We start from the raw sequence: 20,296 nt of genomic DNA, 5'->3' as shown, positions 1-20,296 counted from the left end.
CCCCGGCGGGGCGGCTGTCTCCGCGTCACCACCCCGGCCGCGTACCGGCTCGGCCGAGCTGGTCGCTGTGTCCGCAGAGCCAGGCCAGAGCGTCGTGCACACCGTGCATGTAGTCGCGGTTGCCGGAGGCGGTGGTCGGGTCCTCGAGGTGGACGACGGCCGCGTCCACCTCGGCCGTCAGCAGTTGCAGGTCGGGAATGGCCTGTGCGTGCGCCCCGGTGACCGGCGAACGGTCGGTGCGGCCCGTGGCCCATTCGAAAGCGGCGGCCTCACCTGCGGAGAACTGCGCGCCGTCCCCTCTTGCCGCCAGGTCCTTGAGCGCCAGATCGACGTCCGCGTACGTCCGGACGCCCACGCGCCGCTCGTCCTGGCCCATGTTCGTGCTCACGTTGACCGCCTCTCCTCGTCGGCGCGGACCGACGCCCGCCGTCCGCGTGGGTCGGTGGACTTCCCGGGGCCGCTTCCGCTGTCCGTGGTCCCGGTCCCACCTGATCTCATCCGATCTCACCACGGGAGGAACACATGGATTTCCTTCCCGCCCGAATCGTGGACCACGCTGACCTGCTGGCAGAGCGCCTGGATGAGATGCCAGCCGAGCCCGCCGGTACCGCGTGCCGGATCGCAGGGCCGCGGCACGGGTGGACGCGGGTTGGTGTCGCGTACGGTCACGTGCAGGCCGTCGAAGGTCCGGCGCATCCGCAGCACGAAGGGGCCGGGGGCGTACTGGACGGCGTTGGCGGCCAGCTCCGTGACGACCAGCCGAATGTCGCCGTGGCTCTGCGGGCAGCCCGGCGGATCCCTGCGCGCGAGGGCGTCGAGAGACGCCCCTGCCGCCAGGCGGGCACCGGTCACGTCGTCGATGTCGCCGTCGAACCGAGCGGTGAGCTCCTCGACGACCTCCGGGTAAGGCCGGCTCCTGTCGTACTTTCGCGGCCCGGGAGCCATGTGGCGTCCTCCTGCCTCTCGTAACAACCGGTCCGTTCGGCATTGAACTGCGTGTTCCCACTCGTGCAAGGACTACGCGCGACGCCTGGGGGTGGGGCGGCGGCTCTTGCGCCAGGCGCCGCTCGCGGCGGTGGCGTGCGGGAGCGGGCGGCGGAGGGGGACGATGGAGAGGCCGGGGCTCCGGCCGCTGGGGGCGCGGCCTTCGCCGGGGCCATGCGTGGCGGCCGGTCGGAAGGAGAGCCTGGGACATGGTGGCGGCAGAGCCCTTCCGGGGCGATCGCGGGGCGGCGAGCGCTGTCGCGTCAGGCCCGGGCGGACTGATGGATGTGCTGGGCGTTGCCGCCGTCGTGCTGGATGCCGAGGGGCGGATCGTGCTGTGGAGTCCGCAGGCCGAGGATCTGTTCGGCTACAGCCCGCAGGAGGCTCTGGGGCGCTTCGCCGCCCCCCTGCTGGTCCATGAGGACCACATGGACCAGGTACTGGAGCTGTTCGCCCAGGTCATGGCGGGCGGCGGCAGCTGGGCCGGCGTTTTTCCGGTCCGGCACAAGGACGGCAGTACCCGCATGGTCGAGTTCCGCAACATGCGGCTGCTGGACGAGCGCCAGGGCTTCTACGCCTTGGGGCTGGCCACGGACCAGGAGACCCTGCGGCAGGTCGAACGGGACCTGGCCCTGTCCACGCGGCTCGTGTCCCAGTCGCCGATCGGCCTGGCGGTGCTGGACACCGACCTCCGGTACGTCACCGTCAACGCGGCCGAGGAGCGGCTGAGCGGTGTGCGCGCGGACGACCATGTGGGGCGGACGGTCCATGAGGTGCTGCCTGCCCTGTCCACCGCCTTCGAGTCGACGATGCGCAGGGTTCTGGAAACGGGCGTCCCCGTGCTGGACCGTTACACGGTCGGCCGGACCCCGGCCGACCCGGACAACGAGCACGCCTGGTCGATCTCGTTCTTCCGGCTCGAGGATTCCAACGGAAAGGTGCTCGGCGTGGCCACAGCAAGCGTCGACGTCACCGAACGTCACCGTATGGTGCAGGAGCAGCGCCGCACCGCCCTGACGCTCCAGCGCAGCCTGCTGCCCCACCCGCCGCCCCAACGGCCCGGGCTGGACATCGCCTACCGCTACCGCCCGGCGCGGGCCACGAGCGAGATCGGCGGCGACTGGTTCGACGTCATCCCCCTCGGGGCCGACAAGTCCGCCCTGGTCGTCGGCGATGTGATGGGAAGTGGCATCAACGCCGCCGCCACGATGGGGCAACTGCGCACCGCGACCAGGACCCTGGCAGACCTGGACCTGCTGCCCGACCAGGTCATGCACCACTTGGACCGCGTCACCGCCGGCCTCGGGGAGGCCATCGCCACCTGCGTCTACGCCGTGTACGACCCTCACCACGCCCGCTGCCGCATCTGCCTCGCCGGGCATCTGCCTCCCGTACTCCTCCGTCGGGGCGGCAAGGCCGAACTGCTCGAACTGCCCACCGGCGCTCCCCTCGGCGTCGGTGAGGTCCCGTTCGCCACCACCACACTGAGCCTGTGTCCGGGCGACCAGCTCGTCCTCTACACCGACGGGTTGGTGGAGACCCGCGGCACCGCCATCGACAAGCGGCTGGATGCCCTCGTCTCCCTCCTCGACCGTCCGGGCCGGCCGCTGGAGGACACCTGCGACTGGCTCCTGGACGCCCTGCGACAGCCCGGAGACCACGACGACGTCGCCCTGCTCGTCGTCAGAGCAACCGGAGACGGCGACGCCGGCATCGACCCGGATCCGTCGTCCGACCGGGAAGGCGACCGTGCGTGATGGCCGATGACGCTCAGGCTCATGCACCGGGCGCACCGCACCGGTGTGCCGCGCCGCGCAACGCGCAACTCCGCACACCGCAACCGCTGCCGGGGCTGGAACTGTTGTGGTCCGGCAGCGTGCCCGACCACGCCGAGGAGGCTGCCGCCCAGCGCCATCTGCTGGACGCCTCGGAGTCCGCGCGTCTCGCGGCACTGCGGTGGCCACAGGACCGGGACGCCTACGCGGTGGCCCATGTGACGCTGCGGCGGCTCCTCGCCGAGTGGCTGGGGCAGGCACCGGAGACTGTGCCGCTGTTGCGTGAGCCCTGCTCACACTGCGGTGGACCGCACGGGCGGCCGTATGTGCCGGACAGCGGCGTCCACTTCTCACTCTCGCACACCCGGGGGATGGTGCTGATCGCGCTCGCGTCGAGGCCGGTGGGCGTCGACGTCGAGACGCTTCTGGGCACGCCGGCCGTCGACGAACTGACCTCCCAGCTGCATCCGGACGAGGCCGCGGAGCTGGCCGTTGTGCCGTACGAGGCCCGTCCCCGGGCGTTCGCCCGCTGCTGGACCCGCAAAGAGGCGGTACTCAAGGCACTGGGCGTAGGGTTGAATCTGGAACCGGCTCTCACCTACGTGGGCACAGGAGCCCAACCGGCGTGGCAACAGGCATGGTTGCTGGCCGATGTGGCCACGGAACCCGGGTACGCGGCAGCTGTCGCCGTGCGGCGGCCGGATCGCGACCCGGGAGATCACAGACCGCTCCGGTCCTTGTCCTGAAAGGTCACGGGACCGGAGAGGCGCCGAGCACAGCGGTCACCGCGGCCGCACTGAGCACGGGTGGTCCATATGGCGAGATGGGCGATCATTGAGCAAGAAGGATTCGCCTGGTCCGTACCCCTTCCCAGCAGAACAACGGTCATGGAGACCGACCATTGCGCGCTCCGAGGGGGCGCGCGGGAGTTGCGGGGCCGCTGCCCAGCCGACTCCCCCTCCGCACTCCACAGGCCCGCCGGCACGGCGCGGCGTGGAGCGACGGTGGTGTGACCTTCCCCAGGGAGACCTCATGGCCGGAAAGCCTGTCGAAGCGTTGCCCATGGATCTGAAAGAAGTCACCCTCTCCCGCGTCGACGTCGGCGCGGGATCGCCCTCCGACACCGAACAGATACTCACCGAGCTGCTCGCCGATGTGGCGGGCGGCAGTGAGATACGGCCCGACAGTCACTTCTTCGACGAGCTCGGTGCCGATTCGCTGGTCATGGCACACTTCTGCGCAAAGGTGCGGAAGCGGGCCGATCTGCCGTCGGTGTCGATGAAAGACGTGTACCGGCACCCGACCATCAGGGCACTCGCGACGGCTCTCGCGGATCCCACTCCGGCTCCCCCGGTTGAGGCGCACGCCCCACAGGCCTCGGAGCCGACCGCCCCGACCCGGCGGTCGCACTACGTGCTGTGCGGTGTGTCCCAGCTGTTGTGCTTTCTCGGTTACGCCTACCTCCTCGCAGCGGTCACGGTGCAGGGGTACGAGTGGATATCCGCGGCAGCGGGCCTGTTCGACGCGTATCTGCGGGCAGTGGTCTTCGGTGCTGTGACCCTCGTGGTCCTGTGCGGCCTGCCGATCCTGGTCAAGTGGGTGCTCATCGGCCGCTGGAAGCCCGTCCGGTTCGAGGTGTGGGGACCGGCCTACATCCGGTTCTGGATCGTCAAGACACTGGTGCGGTCGAACCCACTGGTCCTCTTCGTCGGATCACCCCTCTATTCGCTGTACCTCAAGGCTCTGGGCGCGAAGATAGGGCGCGGCGTCACGGTCTTCTCCCGGAATCTTCCCGTGTGCACCGACCTGCTGACCATCGGCGACGACACCGTGGTCCGCAAGGACTCGTTCATCAGCTGCTACCAGGCGCACGACAGGATGATCCAGACGGGCTCCGTGACGCTCGGGAAGAACGTGTACGTCAGCGAGGCGACGGTGATCGACATCGACACCTCGCTGGGCGACAGCTCGCAGCTGGGCCACGCCTCCACCCTGTACAGGGGACAGGCGGTGCCGGCGGGCGAGCACTGGCACGGTTCGCCGGCGCAGCAGACCGACGTGGACTTCCGGGTCGCGGCTCCCGCCTCCTGCGGTCTTCTGCGCAGGACGACCCACGGGGTGCTGCAGTTGGTGACCGTGCTGCTGCTCTACGTACCGCTCGTGATCGGCGGTGTGGACGTCCTTCTCGCCGCGATGCCACAGCTCGCGGTGGCGCTGGAACCGGGGCCGACGGTCCTCACCAGCTGGGTGTTCTACGTCGACATGCTGGGTGTCACCGCCGTTTGGTTCTTCGGCGGCATCCTGGCCGGCCTCCTCGTCATGGGCACCGTCCCCAGGCTGCTCGGCAAAATCGTCACACCGGACCGGGTCCACCCCCTCTACGGCGTGGCCCACGCGGCGCACCGGGTCGTGGTCGTGCTGACCAACCGGCGTTTCATGACCCGTCTGTTCGGCGACAGCGTCGCCATCGTCCACTACCTCCGCTGGGCCGGCTGGAACCTCTCGACGTTCGAGCAGACCGGGTCGAACTTCGGCACCATGGTGAAACACGAGACGCCGTACCTGAGTTCGGTCGGCAGAGGCACGATGGTCGCTGACGGTCTGTCGATGATGAACGCCGAGTACTCGAGTACGTCCTTCCTGGTGTCCCGTACCTCCATCGGAGCGCACAACTTCCTCGGGAACCGGATCGCCTACCCCTCGCGGGGAAGGACCGGCGACAACTGCCTGCTCGCGACGAAGGTGGCGATCCCCGTCGATGGGGAGATCCGTGAAGGGGTCGGGCTGCTCGGCTCGCCCAGCTTCGAGATCCCGCGCTCGGTCGCGCGGGACAGTACGTTCGACGATCTGACGAGCGGCGACGCGCTGCGCACCCTCCTGCGGGCCAAGACCCGGCACAACGCCGGCACCATCGCTCGGTTTCTGCTGATGGGCTGGTTCTACTTCTTCGTCGTCACGGTGCTCTTCTCGGCCGCCGCGGAGCTCTACGGACGGCTCGGGGTGTCGGCAGTCGCACTGGCGAATGTGCTCGTGCTGCTGTTCAGCACCCTGTACTTCGTGTTCGTCGAGCGCATCACCACGGCGTTCAACCCGCTGGGTGCGCTGTTCTGCTCCATCTACGACCGCCGATTCTGGCGCCGTGAACGCTACTGGAAGGTGCCGTCGGAGAACTACCTGCGGATCTTCAACGGGACCCCGTTCAAGAACGTCGTCTGGCGGCTGCTGGGCGTCCGCATCGGGCGCATGGTGTTCGACGACGGCTGCAGCATCACCGAGCGGGCGATGGCCACCATCGGCGACGAGTGCACGCTCAACGCCGGCAGCGTCGTCCAGTGCCACTCGCAGGAGGACGGCACCTTCAAGTCCGACTTCATCGCGATCGGCTCGGGCTGCACCCTCGGGGTCGGCGCCTTCGTCCACTACGGCGTCACGATCGGCGACGGCGCCCTGCTCGAGGCCGACTCCTTCCTCATGAAGGGCGAAACCGTCCCGGACGGGGCGCGGTGGGGCGGGAACCCCGCACGGCCGCTCGACCAGGAGCGCGGCGCCACGGGAGGTGGATTCTGATGGCAACGTCGTTGACCGAACGCAGGGCCGTACCCGGTGGCTTCACCGTTGTACCGCGCTGGACCACTGCTCCGGTGCCGGGCAGCGCGGAACACGAGACGGCCATCCCCGACGACCTGGTCTCGGCACTGAGCCGCCTGGCCGACGAGACGGGCGTGCCGCTGGAGTCGGTGCTGCTGGCCGCGCATGCCAAGGTGCTCGCCTCGCTCTGCGGTGAACAGGCCGTCGTCACCTCGTGCGTGACGTCACCGGGCGCCGCGCCGTCACCCTGCCGGCTGACGACTGCGGCCGGCACCTGGCGCGAGCTGCTGGCCGACACCCATCGGGCCGTGTCCATGCTGCTCGCACGCCAGGACCTCCCGCCGACCGGTGCCGGCGAACCAGTGACGGCCGGAACACGGCCCGAGGTCGTGTTCGATGCGGTGGGTGACGGCCGCGGCCCGGCCGAGGACGCCGTGCTCTGCGTGGCTCTTCCCGACGTCGACGGCCGCCGCGCCCTCCGGCTGCGGTACCGGACCGACGCGCTCGACGAGGACGCGGCGGCGAGGATCGCCGGCTACCACCTCACCGCGCTCGAGTTGATCGCCGGTGATCCGGACGCCGAACACGGGCGCAGCAGCCTGCTGTCCGCCGAGGAACTCCGGGCCCAGATCGACGGGCTCGCAGGGCCGCGCCGCGAGCTGCCCGACCGCCGCTTCCACGAGCTGTTCGAGGAGCGGGTACGGGACCATCCGGACGCCGTCGCCGCCGAACACGCCGGCCGCCGGCTGACCTACCGCGAGCTCAACGCGCGCGCCAACCGGCTGGGGCACGCCCTGCTGGAGAACGGGCTGCGCCCCGAAGGTGTCGTCGCCGTCGTGACCGAACGCAACCTGGACTGGATGGCCGCCGTCCTCGCGGTCTTCAAGGCCGGGGGCGCCTACCTGCCCATCGAGCCGCACTTCCCGGCGGACCGCATCGCCACCATGCTCTCCCGCGCCGAATGCCGGCTCGTGCTGACCGAAGCGGCCGCCACGGTGAACGTGGACCAGGCGCTGAAGTCCCTGCCCGGGACCCGCAGGCTCTTCATCGACGCCACACTCATCGAGAGTCCGGCCGACGGCGACCTCGGCATCACGTTCCCCGCCGACCGGCTCGCCTACGTCTACTTCACCTCCGGCTCCACCGGCACCCCCAAGGGCGCGATGTGCGAGCACGCGGGCATGCTCAACCACCTGTACGCCAAGATCGACGACCTGGGTATCGGCGAGGGCACGGTCGTCGCCCAGACCGCCCCGCAGTGTTTCGACATCTCCATGTGGCAGCTGGTGGCACCGCTTCTCGTGGGCGGACGGACCCTGCTGGTGGAGCAGGAGGCGGTCCTCGACGTCCAGCGGTTCCTCGACACGATCGTCGACGGCCGGGTCGGCGTGCTCCAAGTGGTGCCGTCGTACCTGGACGTCGTGCTGTCCGGGCTGGAGCGCCACCCCCGCACCCTGTCGGATCTGCGGTGCGTGTCGGTCACCGGCGAGGCGCTGAAGAAGGAGCTCGTGCAGCGCTGGTTCGCGGCCGAACCAGGTATCCGGCTGGTCAACGCCTACGGCCTGACCGAGACGTCGGACGACACCAACCACGAGGTCATGGACCGTGTGCCGGACACCGGGCGGGTCCCGCTCGGACGGCCCGTCAACAACGTGAGCGTCTACGTCGTCGACGAGAACCTGTCGCCGGTCCCGCTCGGCGCCCCCGGTGTGATCGTCTTCTCCGGTGTCTGCGTCGGCCGGGGTTACGTCAACGACGCCGAGCGCACCCGGCTCTCCTTCATGGCGGACCCGCACCGCCCGGGCAGCCGGCTGCACCGCAGCGGGGACTTCGGCCGCTGGCGGCCGGACGGGAAGCTCGAGTTCCTGGGCCGGCGGGACGCACAGGTCAAGATCCGAGGGTTCCGTATCGAGCTCGGCGAGATCGAGAACACGCTCCTGACGGTGCCGGGGGTCGGCGACGGTGCGGTGGTGGTCGTCGAACGGGCGGGACGCAAGGACCTGGTCGGGTTCTACTCGGCCGGTGCGCCGATCGGGACGGACGTCCTGCGGGAACGGCTTGCCAGGTCGCTGCCGGAGTACATGGTCCCGACGACCCTCCACCACCGGGAGAGCCTGCCGCTGACCGCGAACGGGAAGATCGACAAGAAGGCACTGGCGGTACTCGCCGAGGAACTCGACGCGACGGAGGACGGCTACCGGGCCCCCAGCACTCCGACCGAACTGCGCCTGGCGGCAGCCTGGGCCAAGGTGCTCGGCATTCCGCTGGAGCGGGTGGGCAGGCAGGACCACTTCTTCGACCGTGGGGGCACCTCCCTGTCGGCGGTGCGGCTCGCGATCTCCCTCGACCGAGCGGTCTCGCTCACCGACCTGACCGCCCATCCCGTCCTCGCCGACCTGGCCGCCCTGATCGACGGCCGGACGAGCCGCCCCTCACCGGCTCAGCGCTGAGCCGTGACGAAAGGAAGAAAGATGCCCGCACTGCTCCCAGTCGAGACAGACCCCGGCGCACCCGCGACCCTGCGGGTGGCAGCCGCCGCCGACCCGGCACGTTGGGCAGCCGAACAGCGGGACCCGCTGCGCGCCTTCGTCACCGAGCACGGAGCGCTGATGATCCGCGGTCTGGATCTCCGCGATGCGAGCGGGGTCACCGCGGTCGTCCGGGAGTTGACCGACGCTCCCGTCACCGAGCGGGAGGCGTTCACTTCCCGGCAGATCTACTCCGAGGGCGTGTACTCCTCGGCGAAGTGGCCGCCGAACCAGCCGATGTGCATGCATCACGAGCTGAGCTACGCGACCGAGTTCCCCGGTCTGATGCTCTTCGCGTGCCTCGACCCGCCCGAAGAGGGCGGTGCGACCTGCGTGGCCGACGCGGCCGCTGTGCTGGGGGCACTGCCGCCGGAGCTCACGGACCGCTTCGAGCGGGAGGGCTGGCTGCTCACCCGCAGCTACAACGACGAGATCGGGGCCACCGTGGCCGATGCGTTCGGCACCGACGACCGGGAAGCGGTCGAAAGCTACTGCCGTGCCAACGCGATCGAGTTCGCCTGGCAGCCCGACGGCGGACTGCGCACCCGGCAGCGCCGCAGCGCGGTGGTGCACCACCCGGTCACGGGCCTGCGCTGCTGGTTCAACCAGATCGCGTTCCTCAACGAGTGGACGATGGCCCCCGAGGTAAGGGAGTACCTGATCGAGGAGTACGGCGCCGACGGCCTGCCCTTCAACACCTGCTACGGCAACGGCGATCCCGTCACCGAGGACATCGTGGACCTCCTCAACAAGACCTACGACGCGCACACCGTACGCAGGCCGTGGCAGGCCGGTGACCTTCTGATCGTCGACAACATCCGTACCGCGCACAGCAGGGAGGCCTTCCAGGGCCCGCGTGACGTGGTGGTGGCGATGGCGGATCCGGTTCGTACGAAGGACTGTGCACCCGACTCCGGGAGGGCTGTCGCATGACCACCGCCCGATTCACCTCGACTGAAGCAGCGTCCGACCAGCTGGCGGTACCCCCGTTCGCGGTCATCTCGGGAGCCCAGGTCAAGAACGCCCTCCAAGGGCGCGAGAAGGCTGTCGTGGAGTTGGTGGAGGCCACGTACCGGCTGCACGGCAGCGGTCGTTCGGTGAACCCACCGTCCTCGTTCCTGCGTTTCCCCGACCGGCCGTCGTCGCGCATCATCGCGCTGCCCGCCTCGATCGGCGGGGACTCACGGGTCGACGGCCTGAAGTGGATCTCCAGCTTCCCGAGAAACGTGGAGTCCGGCATCCCCCGGGCGTCGGCCGTGCTCATCCTCAACGACCACGCCACCGGCTACCCGTTCGCGTGCATGGAGAGCTCGATCATCAGCGCCACCAGGACGGCAGCGTCCGCAGCCGCGGCAGCCGACTGGCTCAGCCGTGACCGTCAGCGCCCCGCCCGCGTCGGATTCTTCGGTGCGGGCCTGATCGCCCGCTACATCCACACCTTCCTGGCGGGCACCGGCTGGTCCTTCGACGAGATCGGCGTGCACGACGTGTCCCGCGAGAGCGCGGCGGGCTTCCGCCTCTATCTGGAGCAGTCGGGCACCGACAGCCGCATCACCGTGCACGACAGCGCCAGGGAACTGATCCGGCAGAGCGACCTGGTCGTCTTCGCCACGGTCGCCGGTGAGCCGCATGTCGACGACCTCTCGTGGTTCGTCCACAACCCGCTGGTCCTGCATGTGTCCCTGCGCGACCTCGCACCGCAGATCCTGCTTGCCTCGACCAACATCGTCGACGACGTCGACCACTGCCTGCGGGCGGCCACGTCACCACATCTGGCCGAACAGCTCACGGGTAGCCGGGACTTCGTCCACGGCACGTTGGACGACGTGATGGCCGGGCGGGTACGTGTGCCGGCGGACCGGCCGGCGGTGTTCTCGCCGTTCGGCCTCGGTGTGCTCGATCTGGCGGTCGGCAAGTACGTCTACGACGAGGTGGCCCGCGCCGGAGAACTGCGGATCATCGACGACTTCTTCGAAGAACTGCGCCGGTACGGATGAGCAGCCGGCCGGCCCCGGACGTGACGACAAGGAGGCACATGTCCGCCCCATCCCAGGAGAGTTCGGCGTCGACGGCGCCGCACATCAACGCCCGACCCGCCGCGATCCCCGGTACGGCTCCCCCCATGAGCCCCCGAGGTGCCGGCCACTGACGAGGAGGCCGTCGTGCCCGTAATATCCGTTCCTCAGGCCTTCAACGAGGAGGAGCTCTACGTCGACCTCCGGTCGATCCTGGGGCACCCCCTGTTCCTCAAGTGCGAAGGGTTCAACTTCGCCGGTTCGATCAAGCTGAAGGCCGCGACCGAGATGGTGGAGGCCGCCGAGCGGAGCGGGACTCTGGCACCTGATTCGGTCCTTGTCGAGTCCTCGTCCGGGAACCTCGGCGTGGCACTGAGCATGATCGCGGCGAGCAAGGGCTACCGGTTCATCTGCGTGACGGACTCCCGGTGCAACCTGTCGACCCGGCTCATGATGGAGGCGCTGGGCAGTCAGGTGCATGTCGTCGCCTCGCCGGGCTCGCACGGCAGCCTCCTGGCGGCGCGACTCGCGTACGTGCGGGAGCTCTGCGACTCGGACGACCGGTGCCTGTGGCTCAGCCAGTACACCAACGCCAACAACTGGAAAGCCCACTACGCGCGGACCGGTCCGGCAATCGCCCGCGCGTTCCCACGACTGGACGTTCTCTTCATCGGTGTCGGCACCACCGGGACGCTGATGGGCTGCGCCCGCTACTTCCGGCGGTGGCACCGCCCGGTGCGGATCGTCGCGGTGGACGCCGCCGGCTCGGTCATCTTCGGCGGCGAACCGGGCCGCCGGATGATTCCCGGCCTGGGCATGAGCGTACGGCCGCCGCTGCTCGACGAGTCGTATGTGGACGAGGCGGTGCGCGTCGAGGAGGTGGACACCATCCGCACCTGCCGCCGCCTGGCCAGAAGGGGTTTTGTCTTCGGCGGTTCCACGGGCACGGTGGTCAGCGGCGCGACGGACTGGCTCGACCGGCACGACGCGCGGGGACTGACCGCGGTGGCCATTGCCCCGGACCTGGGCGAGCGATACCTCGACACCGTCTACCAGACCAACTGGGTGCAGGGCCTCTACGGGGACGAGGTCCTCGACGACGACACCTCCCGCGGGACACAGGTACAGGGCTCGCAGCCGCACCACCGGCGCTGAGGCCGGACGACCGGCCTGCGGCGAGTGCCGCTGCTCACCGCCGGGCGCAGGACCAGGCACCCATGCCCTGCAGGTCGGCCAGCCTCCTTGCCGTGGCGATCTGCTCGGACCGTGTCGCCAGGTCGGCCCGCGACGCGTACCGCAGGCCGCCCGCCGCCGCCCAGCTCGACCGGGTGAACTGCAGACCGCCGTACTGCCCGTTCCCGGTGTTGGCGCGCCAGTTCCCGGAGGACTCGCACCGGGCGATGGCGTCCCAGTCGACACCTCGGGCCGTGTGCCCCATCGCCTGGACGGGTGCTGCGAGCAGGAGGACGGGCGCGCACAGGAGGGCTGTCACCAGCGTCCTGACGAGCAGTCGGTTACGGGTGGTGGGGGCAGGACGTGACATCAGAAGCCTTTCTGTTCGCCTGCCCCGAACGTAAGGCGGCTTGCCGGAGCCGGCACATGGTGCTAGGCCCATCGGTGGGCGCCGGCGCCACGTCGGCCCCCGACCGGCGTACGCACCGTCGGGGCGAACCCGTTCGAGCAGCGGCTCGGGGGCGGCGTCACGGCCGGGTGACCACGACCGTTTTCCCAAGGGGCAGGGACCGGCCCGAGAACTCGAAAGCGACCTCTTCCCAGCGCGGACTGAAGCAGAGATCGGTGACTTCCAGCAGGCGGCCGCGCGCGTCGTGCACCTGGCGGCGGACCGACAGCCGGGGGTGCCGCTCTTGCGACGGTGCGGTGTCCGGACGGGTCACGGTGATGGATTCGCGTACCCGGGGCGCAAGGCCCGCGCGGTCCATCCACTCGTACCGCAGGCGCAGTTCGGGCTGACGGCCGGGCGGCCGGCGGTGATAGCGGCGGAGTTCGGGGACCTCGGTGATCGCGGTCCGGGTGAAGTGGGTGATGGCGTCCTGGACCGACTCTCCGTCGGCGTCGAAAGTGCGGTGGTGGTGCACCAGGGTCGTCTCGCCGGGCGCCAGGCCGAGGACTGCGGCCATTTCGGGCGCGACACTGACCGCGTTCAGCCGCGCCTCGGTGCGGGGGCCGAGAAGGGAGTCCGCTCCGCCGGGAAAGTACGACGGTTCGACGAGGGGCGCCGCCGCGGCGGGCGCACGGGTGAAACTTCCGCGTTTTTCCGTCGTGACGAAACCCTGCTCGCGCAGAAGTTGCAGTGCGACGCGGACGGTCTGGCGGTTCACGCCGAAGCGACGGGCCAGCGCCCGCTCTGCGGGCAGCCGGCTGCCCGGCTCGATGCGCCCGTCGCGGATGTCGCGACCCAGGGCGACGGCGATGCGCCGATAAGCGGGGGTGGCTGGTGGGGCGAGGGGTTCGTGCTCGTGCTGGCTGGACACGGAGGATCTCCGATCACGGCAGATACTGCGGGTGACGGTGTCGCGCCGACGTTAGCAATGGTCTACACCTCTCCTGAAGGGCGACGAGAGGGCTTGTCCTGATTTCGTTCCGCGCCGACCATCGGCCGTCGGCCCCATCCCGTGGGCGCCGGCCCCGTCAGGCCGGACGGTCACCCGACGACGTAGGGCAGTTGCTTGGCCAGTTCGCCCAGTTGGGCCGTCTCCGCGTCGGTCGGGGCACGCCGTCCGGTGCCGACCAGCAACGCGTCTTTGTCGGAGAACGACGCGGGGAACGCGGCTCCGGCGATCTTCTCCAGCAGGAGGCGTGACTGCGCCAGTGCCTCCGCGGACGGCCCTGCCACGTCCGGCAGATGCGCGATCAGGTCGAGGTGGTGCAGTGTCCACTCCAGGACGTACGCGCGAAGGTAGTCGCCCGCGGTGAGAACCTCGTCGCGGGTACTGACCCGGAGGGCGGGGTCGGCCAGTTCGGCGGCGCGACCGGCGGCGGCGGCGACGTCACCGAAGTGGAACTTGAGCATCCACGGCTCCTCGTACGCGGCGGCCAGCCGGACGATCAGCGCGTCGAACGGGCCGTCACCGGTCGGCGGTGTCCTGGCGACTTCCCAGTACGTCACCGCGTCGCGCGTCGGTTCCGTGTCGGCGGGGGTCACCAGGGTGATCAGGACGTCCTGTGCGTCGATGATCAGGTGGCACACCAGGTCCCGTACGAGCCAGCCGGTGCAGCCGGACGGCTGGGCGAAATGTTCGTCGGGAAGCTCGGCGACCGCCGTGCGCAACGCCGTCCACGAGCGTGAGAAGAGATCCACATCGGCACGGTAGTGCGGTGCCGGAACGACGGACAAGCGGATGCGGGCGGCCGGCTCGCGTGTCCGGGTCCAAGGCCGTCGCGGCCCGTCGTCACCGGCCTCAGCGCGTGGCCGTTCGGCGCACCGACGCTGCCGGGGGTCGCTCGCGCAGGGCCCCGTAGGCCAGGAAGTACGCCGGCAGCCGGTTCAGCCGGCGCGAGGTGGTGACCAGCTCGGCCAGGCGCTTGGCACGCTTGGGGTTGCCGAAGGGCGGCAGTCCCAGCAGTACGGGTTCGATCACGTGGGCGTGGGCGAAACGCTGGAGGGCCTGGGTGGCGGCCGTGGTCGGCAGGCGGCGGCGTTGGACGCGGCGCACGGCCGCCGGCAGGCCGGCCGCGCCGTCACCCAGCGGTCCGACGAGGTGGCGCGCCGCAGCCACGGCGTCCTGGACCGCCAGGTTGATGCCGATACCGAAGACCGGCGACATGGCGTGCGCCGCGTCGCCGATGCACAGCAGCCCCGGCCGGTACCAGCGCCGTAGCCGGTCGAGCCGTACGTCGAGCAGCTTCACCTCGTCCCACGACCCGAGGCTGCGCATCCGGTCCGCGATCCACGGAACCGCCGCCCCGTACACGCCCCTGAACCGGTCGAGACCGGCCTCGCGGAGCGGTGCGTCGCTGCCCTTGGGGATCAGCGCGGCGCACTGCCAGTAGTCCCCACGGTCGATCATGGCGCTGAGGAACCGGTCGCCGACGCCTCCCACGAGCCCGTGAGGGTCATGCTCGCGCCGCGGCAGCCGGAACCACCACGCGTCCATCGGGCAGCCGAAACTCCGCAGCCCCAGGTCGGGCAGCGAGCGGGCCAGCGACCCCCGCCCGTCGCAGGCCACGGTGAGGGTGGCCCGCAGCTCGCCGGTGCGGCCGTCGGCGGTGCGATAGGCCACCCCGGTGACGCGTCCCCGTTCCATGAGGAAGGAGGTCGCCTCGGTGCTCATGCGCAGAGAAAAGGACGGCTCCCGCCGGGCCTCGTCGGCCAGGAGGTCGAGCAGGTCCCACTGCGGCACCAGCGCGACGTAGTTGTACCGGCCGCGCAGCGCGCCGATGTTTCCGACGGTGACCAGCGAACGATCGGGGCCGAGGGGCAGCTGGATCGTCGTGACCCGGCGCTGCGGCAGCCGGGCGAACCGCTCGCCGAGGCCGAGCTCCTCCAGCAGCGCGAGGGTGGTCGGATGCACGGTGTCGCCGCGGAAGTCGCGCAGGAAGTCGCCGTGCTTCTCCAGGACCGTCACCTCCACCCCGGCCCGGGCCAGGAGCAGGGCGAGGACCATTCCGGCGGGTCCGCCGCCCACCACGCAGCACGTGCTCCGCTCCCCCGCCTCCGTGGCGTTCTTCGCGTCCATCACGACCCTCCCTTCGCTTGTTCCGCGGATCGGTCACTCTTGGGTATATACCCTCAAGCAGCAGCAAACCGCGCCCATGGTCGCTACGTGCCCGGGAGGCATGATGAGTCAGCAGCCGGTCCTTCTCCCCTACGCGGACCCGGCCTTCGTGACGGATCCCTTCCCGCTCTACCGACAGCTGCGTGAGGACGGCCCGGTCCGGCGCGCCGTCATCGCGGGCGGGCTGGACGCCTGGCTGGTCACTCGCTATGAGGACGGGCTCGCCGCCCTGTCCGACCCGAGGCTGAGCAGCGATGTCCGTGACGCCTCTGACCCGCGGCTCATGGAGCAGCTGCCCGACTTCGAGCGCGAGTCGATGATGAGCAACATGCTGCGCTCCGATCCGCCCGACCACACCCGGCTGCGCCGTCTGGTCTCGAAGGCGTTCACCGCGCGCAGGGTCGCCGAGCTGCGGCCGCGGATCCAGGAGATCACCGACCGGCTGCTCGACGCAGTCGTGCCGGCCGGCCGGGCCGAACTCGTCGCGGACTTCGCGCTGCCCCTGCCGGTCACGGTGATCAGCGAGATGCTCGGCGTGCCGGTGGACGACCGCTACGACTTCCAGCGCTGGACCGACGACATGCTCATGCGCGGCGAGAAGATGCCGGACCCGGCTGTCGTGAACGAGGCGTGGCAGCGGATGCGTGCGTACGTCACGAAGCTCCTGGAGGCCAAGCGCGCCCGGCCCGCGGACGATCTCCTCAGTGCGCTGATCAGCGCCCGCGACGAGGGGCAGCGGCTGAACGAGGACGAGCTGATCGCCATGACGTTCCTGCTGCTGGTGGCCGGGTACGTCACGACGGTCAACCTGATCGGCGGCGGCATCGCCGCGCTCCTCGCCCACCCCGGCCAACTAGAGCTGCTGCGGGCCGATCCCGAGCTGCTGCCGGGCGCGATCGAGGAGTTCCTCCGCTACGACGGCCCGGTCAGCCCGGGCATCGCCCGGTTCGCACGCGAGGACGTCGAGATCGCGGGCGTGACCGTCCCGCGGGGGGCGACCGTGGTGATCGCTTCCGCGATCGCCGACCGCGATCCGGCGCGGTTCCCGGAACCGGACCGGCTGGACGTCACCCGGCGTGACAACGGCCATCTGGCGTTCGGGCACGGCATCCACTACTGCCTGGGCGCGCCGCTCGCCCGGCTGGAGGGCCAGATCGCCATCGGCACGGTGCTGCGCCGCCTTCCCGACCTGGCCCTGGCCGTGCCGCCGGACGAGCTGAGGTGGCGACCGGGCGGACTCCGCGGCCCGGTGCGACTCCCCGTCACGTTCACCGCCGGCCCGCGGACCGGCTGACCGCTCGAGGGGCCCGTCGGCTCAGTCTCCCCGGCAGCAGCCGCGCCTCCGCGCTCGGCGGTCCCTTGGCCCACCCGTGGTCGTAGCGGCTGTGGACCCGTTGGTCACGATCGGCGAGGAACCCCGTCAGCGACCTGTCCTCGGCGGCCAGCCCCTCCCAGACATGGCCAGGCAGGTAGTGGAAGGCCGTGGCCTCGACACCTCCGTCGACGGGGCGCCAGACGCCGGCGAGGTAGCCGTCCACCAGCAGAGTGGGCAGTACGTCGCCGTTCACGCGGATCACCTGCCTGCGGCAGGCGGGCGGGATGACGCGGCTGCGGTCGGCGTATGCCGGCAGGATGCTGTCCCACATGGCCATGAGCCTCGGTGTTACGGCGGTGGATCCTCGGGCGGGAGTTCGTACGACTCGGGCCGAGGCTCCAACTGCGCCACCATCTCCGCGAGCCGCGCGCAGACCCGCTTGATCTCCTCGTGGGTCTCGTCGCGTTCGGTGATGACGGCCGCGACGAGGAGAGCCGTCAGCGCTGTCGTCCCGTTGAAGGCCTGGAGCGTGACCATCGCGGAGAGGAGCCCCTCCCCGGTGAACGGGCCGCTGTCCCCGGCGGCAGCCAGAATCGCCAGCGTCGACACCACGAGTGCGCAGGGGGCGGCACCCGCCAGGCGGAAGCGGAAGGCCGCCCAGATCAGGAAGGGAAAGACGAGGAAGAGCAGGGTCGAGTGGGGCGTGCGCGTCGCCAGAAGTGTGGCGCACACCGTCCCGAACGCCAGCAGCAGCGCTTCGAGCCAGCGGCGACCGGGCACGGACCGCGACGGCCACCGCGCTCTGCGGAGCACGAGGAGGAAAGGTGTGACGACGAGGATCCCCATCGCGTCTCCGGTCCACCACACCGACCAGGTCGGCCAGAAGTCGCCCGGGGCCAACGCCCCGGAGAGCACCAGCACTCCGCTGCCGACGGTCGCGCTGAGCAGCATGCCGGCCAGCGCGCCGAGGAAGACCAGGGACAGCACGTCCCGCAGACGGTTCAGTTCCGTGCGGAATCCGACCCCGCGCAGCATCAGGTACGCGCAGACCGGTGCCACCGTGTTGCCGGCCGCGATGGCGAGGACGGAGACCACCGACGGTCCCAGAGACACATTCACCAGGAACGCGCCGAGCGCGATGCCCGGCCAGATACGCAGCCCCAGGACGAGCAGCCCGGCCAGCGCGACGCCCGTCGGCGGCCACAGGGGCGTGACCTGGCCACGCACCAGTTGCTGGAGAAGCCCGATCCGGGCGGCGCCGTAGTAGACGGCGGCGAAGACGAGGATGCGCAGAGCGGCGGCCCCGTAGTGGCGCAGCGCAGCGGACCCGCGGCTGCCGACCTCCGTATTGCGCACCACAGCAGTCTGCGCCCGCATCCCGGGCGCTGCGACTCCGGGGACGCCCAGGGGTCACAGTGGCTCCTGCGCGCCGTCGTAGCGGACGACGAGGACCGCCGCGTCGTCGCGGTGTCCCGTCATGTCGGCCACTTCGACGACCGCGGAGGCCAGCACCTCGGGATCGGCGTCGAACCCCGCGCGCACCAGCCGGACCACCTCGGCCAGGCCGGTCTCCATCGGGTACTCGGGGCCCTCCACCACTCCGTCGGTGACCAGCACGATGACCCCGGCCTCCGTCAGACGCCGGTGGGTCACCGGATAGCGCTCCCCCGACACCACGCCGAGCGGCGGCCCGCCGCTGTCGAGCGCGACCCCCGAGCGGCCTCCGGCCGTTGCCCAGACCATCGGGACATGACCGGCCCGCGAGACCGTGAGATCGCGGGTGACCGGGTCGAAACGCAGGAAACAGCAGGTCGCGAACAGGCCGCACCCCATGGAGATCAGCAGGTCGTTGGCGCGGCCCAGCACCTCCCGGGTGTCCTTCGTGGACTCCGCGATGGCCCGCAGGCTGGTCCGCACCTGCCCCATGAACGCGATGGCCTCCACATCGTGGCCCTGTACGTCGCCGATCGCGATCCCCAGCGACCCGTCGTTCATCACGAAGGCGTCGTACCAGTCGCCACCCACGTCCAGACCGTCACGGGACGGCATGTACCGTGCGGCGAAGTGCAGTCCGGGCAGCTCCGGCAGTCCGGGCGGCAGCATGTGGCGCTGCAGAGCCATGGCCAGCTCGACCCTGGCCCGCTGGAACTTGATCCGTTCCAGGGCCTGATCGACGAGCTGCCCGAGAGCGGTCAGAAGTTGCTGCGCGCTGTCGGGCTGTTCCGGACGATGTCCGCGCATCACGGCTCCGGGTTCCCGCGGGCTCTCACCTCACCCTAGCCGCCACTCCCCCAGGCCTCCACGGGGTGAGCGCAGGTGGTAGCTGCTCTCGGTGGTCGCTGGGGCGCGACCGAGGCAGCCCGCGTCGTGTCACCCGTTCTGCGCCGATCAGGCTTTGCCATGGCCGGCGATGACGCCGGCTTCACGCCGGGGGCGGACACCGAGGGCGTCGCCCCCGCTCGCGGAAGGAGCCGCCCGACGGCATTTCTCGCCGCCGATATCCTGCCGGACGTGATCAACTCGTATGCGGATCTTGACGATACCGAGGTCGCGACAGCCGCGGCGCGGGCGGGCGCGGACGTCGTGCGCAGCATGTACGGCCGGCGGCTCACCCGCATCGACAAGGGCGCCGGGGACTTCGCCACCGCCGCCGACCTGGAGGCCGAGAAGACGATACTCGGCATCCTTCATGCCGCCAGACCCGATGACGCCGTGCTCGGCGAAGAGGGCGGGCAGCAGGGCGTCGCGGGGGCCGCGCGCCAATGGCTGGTGGATCCCTTGTGCGGCACGTTGAACTACGCCGTCGGCAACATGCTGGTGGCCGTCAACGTGTCCCTGCGCGGCGGTGCGGCGGCGGTGGCCGACCCGTTCAGCGGTGAGGTCTTCTTCACCGACGGTGAGACCGCCCGGGTACGGCACGACGGCGCCGATGCCACGCTGGCGCCCACGCCCGCCACCCGACTGGTGGATGTCAATCTGGACCCGCCGTTCCCCAGCGCGCCCGGCTTCCGGGCTGTGGACCTGCTGGCGCACACCGGGTTCGCGGAACGGTTCCGGCCCCGCGTCGTGTCCACGACGCTGGCATTGGCCTGGGTCGCCGCCGGCAGGCGCGCCGCGTACGTCACGGACGGGGGCGACCTGTCCGGGAGCGTGCATTTCGCCGCCGGCATCGCCCTGTGCCAGGCAGCCGGCTGCGTGGTCACCGGGATCGACGGCGCTCCGGTCGGGCAGTCAGGCCGGGGACTCGTCGTGGCCGCCGACGGCAAAACCCACCAGCTGCTGATGTCGATGATCGGGGGCGGAAGCTAGGTCCTCATCCTGGCGACCTTTGAGGATCGGCCCGCGGCGTCAGATG

Annotated in this window: 17 protein-coding genes and 1 pseudogene; 9 read left to right on the top strand and 9 right to left on the bottom strand. The window is 70.5% G+C overall.

Annotation, left to right across the window (positions count from 1 at the left end; all coding sequences use genetic code 11):
• Window positions 1-25 precede the first annotated feature (25 nt).
• Both ABZ070_RS07950 and ABZ070_RS07945 read right to left on the bottom strand, forming a co-directional pair.
• Window positions 26-388, bottom strand: a complete 363-nt coding sequence (locus ABZ070_RS07950; protein WP_356631133.1) for a hypothetical protein — start codon at window positions 386-388, stop codon at window positions 26-28.
• A 116-nt stretch (window positions 389-504) separates the two neighbouring features.
• The gene (locus tag ABZ070_RS07945; RefSeq protein WP_356631131.1) at window positions 505-945 is read right to left on the bottom strand and encodes an ATP-binding protein; all 441 of its coding nucleotides are present in this window, start codon (window positions 943-945) and stop codon (window positions 505-507) included.
• Window positions 946-1,193: 248 nt separating this feature from the next.
• Here ABZ070_RS07945 and ABZ070_RS07940 point away from each other — a divergent pair, with 248 nt between their 5' ends.
• The 7 genes from ABZ070_RS07940 to sbnA all read left to right on the top strand — a co-directional run bounded on the left by ABZ070_RS07940 (window position 1,194) and on the right by sbnA (window position 12,045).
• On the top strand, window positions 1,194-2,741 hold the full coding sequence (locus ABZ070_RS07940) for a SpoIIE family protein phosphatase (RefSeq protein ID WP_356631129.1): 1,548 nt from the start codon (window positions 1,194-1,196) through the stop codon (window positions 2,739-2,741).
• Window positions 2,741-3,505, top strand: coding sequence for a 4'-phosphopantetheinyl transferase superfamily protein (locus ABZ070_RS07935; RefSeq protein ID WP_356631127.1), 765 nt, complete (start codon window positions 2,741-2,743; stop codon window positions 3,503-3,505). The genes ABZ070_RS07940 and ABZ070_RS07935 overlap by 1 nt, the downstream gene beginning before the upstream one ends.
• Before the next feature lie 286 nt (window positions 3,506-3,791).
• Window positions 3,792-6,326, top strand: coding sequence for a Pls/PosA family non-ribosomal peptide synthetase (locus ABZ070_RS07930; RefSeq protein ID WP_356631125.1), 2,535 nt, complete (start codon window positions 3,792-3,794; stop codon window positions 6,324-6,326).
• Window positions 6,326-8,797, top strand: a complete 2,472-nt coding sequence (locus ABZ070_RS07925; RefSeq protein WP_356631123.1) for an amino acid adenylation domain-containing protein — start codon at window positions 6,326-6,328, stop codon at window positions 8,795-8,797. Before ABZ070_RS07930 ends, ABZ070_RS07925 begins: the two co-directional genes overlap by 1 nt.
• 21 nt (window positions 8,798-8,818) lie before the next feature.
• Window positions 8,819-9,808, top strand: coding sequence for a TauD/TfdA family dioxygenase (locus ABZ070_RS07920; RefSeq protein ID WP_356631121.1), 990 nt, complete (start codon window positions 8,819-8,821; stop codon window positions 9,806-9,808).
• Window positions 9,805-10,872, top strand: coding sequence for a 2,3-diaminopropionate biosynthesis protein SbnB (gene sbnB / locus ABZ070_RS07915; RefSeq protein WP_356631119.1), 1,068 nt, complete (start codon window positions 9,805-9,807; stop codon window positions 10,870-10,872). Before ABZ070_RS07920 ends, sbnB begins: the two co-directional genes overlap by 4 nt.
• A 165-nt stretch (window positions 10,873-11,037) precedes the next feature.
• On the top strand, window positions 11,038-12,045 hold the full coding sequence (sbnA, locus tag ABZ070_RS07910; RefSeq protein ID WP_356631117.1) for a 2,3-diaminopropionate biosynthesis protein SbnA: 1,008 nt from the start codon (window positions 11,038-11,040) through the stop codon (window positions 12,043-12,045).
• Between the two features lie 34 nt (window positions 12,046-12,079).
• Here sbnA and ABZ070_RS07905 read toward each other — a convergent pair whose 3' ends face one another.
• From ABZ070_RS07905 to ABZ070_RS07890, 4 genes are all read right to left on the bottom strand, one after another.
• Entirely contained in the window at window positions 12,080-12,433 is a 354-nt protein-coding gene (locus ABZ070_RS07905; RefSeq protein WP_356631115.1) for a transglycosylase family protein, read from the bottom strand.
• Between the two features lie 157 nt (window positions 12,434-12,590).
• A complete protein-coding gene (locus ABZ070_RS07900; RefSeq protein WP_356631113.1) occupies window positions 12,591-13,382 on the bottom strand; it encodes a GntR family transcriptional regulator in 792 nt (263 codons plus the stop codon).
• A 170-nt stretch (window positions 13,383-13,552) separates the two neighbouring features.
• Window positions 13,553-14,209, bottom strand: coding sequence for a maleylpyruvate isomerase N-terminal domain-containing protein (locus tag ABZ070_RS07895; protein ID WP_356631111.1), 657 nt, complete (start codon window positions 14,207-14,209; stop codon window positions 13,553-13,555).
• Window positions 14,210-14,309: 100 nt separating this feature from the next.
• Window positions 14,310-15,587: an FAD-dependent oxidoreductase gene (locus ABZ070_RS07890; protein WP_356631108.1), complete on the bottom strand. Its 1,278-nt coding sequence runs from the start codon at window positions 15,585-15,587 to the stop codon at window positions 14,310-14,312.
• Window positions 15,588-15,690: 103 nt separating this feature from the next.
• Between ABZ070_RS07890 and ABZ070_RS07885 the strand changes: the two genes are divergently transcribed.
• On the top strand, window positions 15,691-16,920 hold the full coding sequence (locus ABZ070_RS07885) for a cytochrome P450 (protein WP_356631106.1): 1,230 nt from the start codon (window positions 15,691-15,693) through the stop codon (window positions 16,918-16,920).
• Here the strand turns inward: ABZ070_RS07885 and ABZ070_RS07880 are convergent.
• The 3 genes and pseudogenes from ABZ070_RS07880 to ABZ070_RS07870 all read right to left on the bottom strand — a co-directional run.
• Window positions 16,895-17,287 (bottom strand): annotated as a pseudogene (locus tag ABZ070_RS07880) (crosslink repair DNA glycosylase YcaQ family protein); the annotation flags it as partial. The gene ABZ070_RS07885 and the pseudogene ABZ070_RS07880 sit on opposite strands and share 26 nt — an antisense overlap.
• Before the next feature lie 2 nt (window positions 17,288-17,289).
• Complete coding sequence (locus ABZ070_RS07875) at window positions 17,290-18,297, bottom strand: MASE1 domain-containing protein (RefSeq protein WP_356631104.1); 1,008 nt, start codon at window positions 18,295-18,297, stop codon at window positions 17,290-17,292.
• 54 nt (window positions 18,298-18,351) lie between these two features.
• Window positions 18,352-19,182 carry a PP2C family protein-serine/threonine phosphatase gene (locus ABZ070_RS07870; RefSeq protein ID WP_356631102.1) on the bottom strand — a complete coding sequence of 277 codons (831 nt, stop codon included), beginning with the start codon at window positions 19,180-19,182 and terminating at the stop codon, window positions 18,352-18,354.
• A gap of 270 nt (window positions 19,183-19,452) precedes the next feature.
• On the opposite strand from ABZ070_RS07870, the gene ABZ070_RS07865 reads away from it, so the two are divergent.
• Window positions 19,453-20,250, top strand: a complete 798-nt coding sequence (locus ABZ070_RS07865; RefSeq protein ID WP_356631149.1) for an inositol monophosphatase family protein — start codon at window positions 19,453-19,455, stop codon at window positions 20,248-20,250.
• The last annotated feature ends 46 nt before the right edge of the window (window positions 20,251-20,296 follow it).

The sequence above is a fragment of the Streptomyces sp. NPDC006283 genome, assembly GCF_040613325.1.
Classification (GTDB): Bacteria; Actinomycetota; Actinomycetes; order Streptomycetales; family Streptomycetaceae; genus Streptomyces.
Note: the sequence above shows the minus strand (reverse complement) of the source record. Positions and strands in the feature narration are given on the sequence as shown.

What these genes read in the sequence shown, in the direction of transcription:
- ABZ070_RS07945 (WP_356631131.1), bottom strand. Translation starts at nt 945, where the DNA reads ATGGCTCCCGGGCCGCGAAAGTACGACAGGAGCCGGCCTTACCCGGAG.
- ABZ070_RS07940 (WP_356631129.1), top strand. Translation starts at nt 1,194, where the DNA reads ATGGTGGCGGCAGAGCCCTTCCGGGGCGATCGCGGGGCGGCGAGCGCT.
- ABZ070_RS07935 (WP_356631127.1), top strand. Translation starts at nt 2,741, where the DNA reads ATGGCCGATGACGCTCAGGCTCATGCACCGGGCGCACCGCACCGGTGT.
- ABZ070_RS07930 (WP_356631125.1), top strand. Translation starts at nt 3,792, where the DNA reads ATGGCCGGAAAGCCTGTCGAAGCGTTGCCCATGGATCTGAAAGAAGTC.
- ABZ070_RS07925 (WP_356631123.1), top strand. Translation starts at nt 6,326, where the DNA reads ATGGCAACGTCGTTGACCGAACGCAGGGCCGTACCCGGTGGCTTCACC.
- ABZ070_RS07920 (WP_356631121.1), top strand. Translation starts at nt 8,819, where the DNA reads ATGCCCGCACTGCTCCCAGTCGAGACAGACCCCGGCGCACCCGCGACC.
- sbnB (WP_356631119.1), top strand. Translation starts at nt 9,805, where the DNA reads ATGACCACCGCCCGATTCACCTCGACTGAAGCAGCGTCCGACCAGCTG.
- ABZ070_RS07905 (WP_356631115.1), bottom strand. Translation starts at nt 12,433, where the DNA reads ATGTCACGTCCTGCCCCCACCACCCGTAACCGACTGCTCGTCAGGACG.
- ABZ070_RS07890 (WP_356631108.1), bottom strand. Translation starts at nt 15,587, where the DNA reads ATGGACGCGAAGAACGCCACGGAGGCGGGGGAGCGGAGCACGTGCTGC.
- ABZ070_RS07885 (WP_356631106.1), top strand. Translation starts at nt 15,691, where the DNA reads ATGAGTCAGCAGCCGGTCCTTCTCCCCTACGCGGACCCGGCCTTCGTG.
- ABZ070_RS07870 (WP_356631102.1), bottom strand. Translation starts at nt 19,182, where the DNA reads ATGCGCGGACATCGTCCGGAACAGCCCGACAGCGCGCAGCAACTTCTG.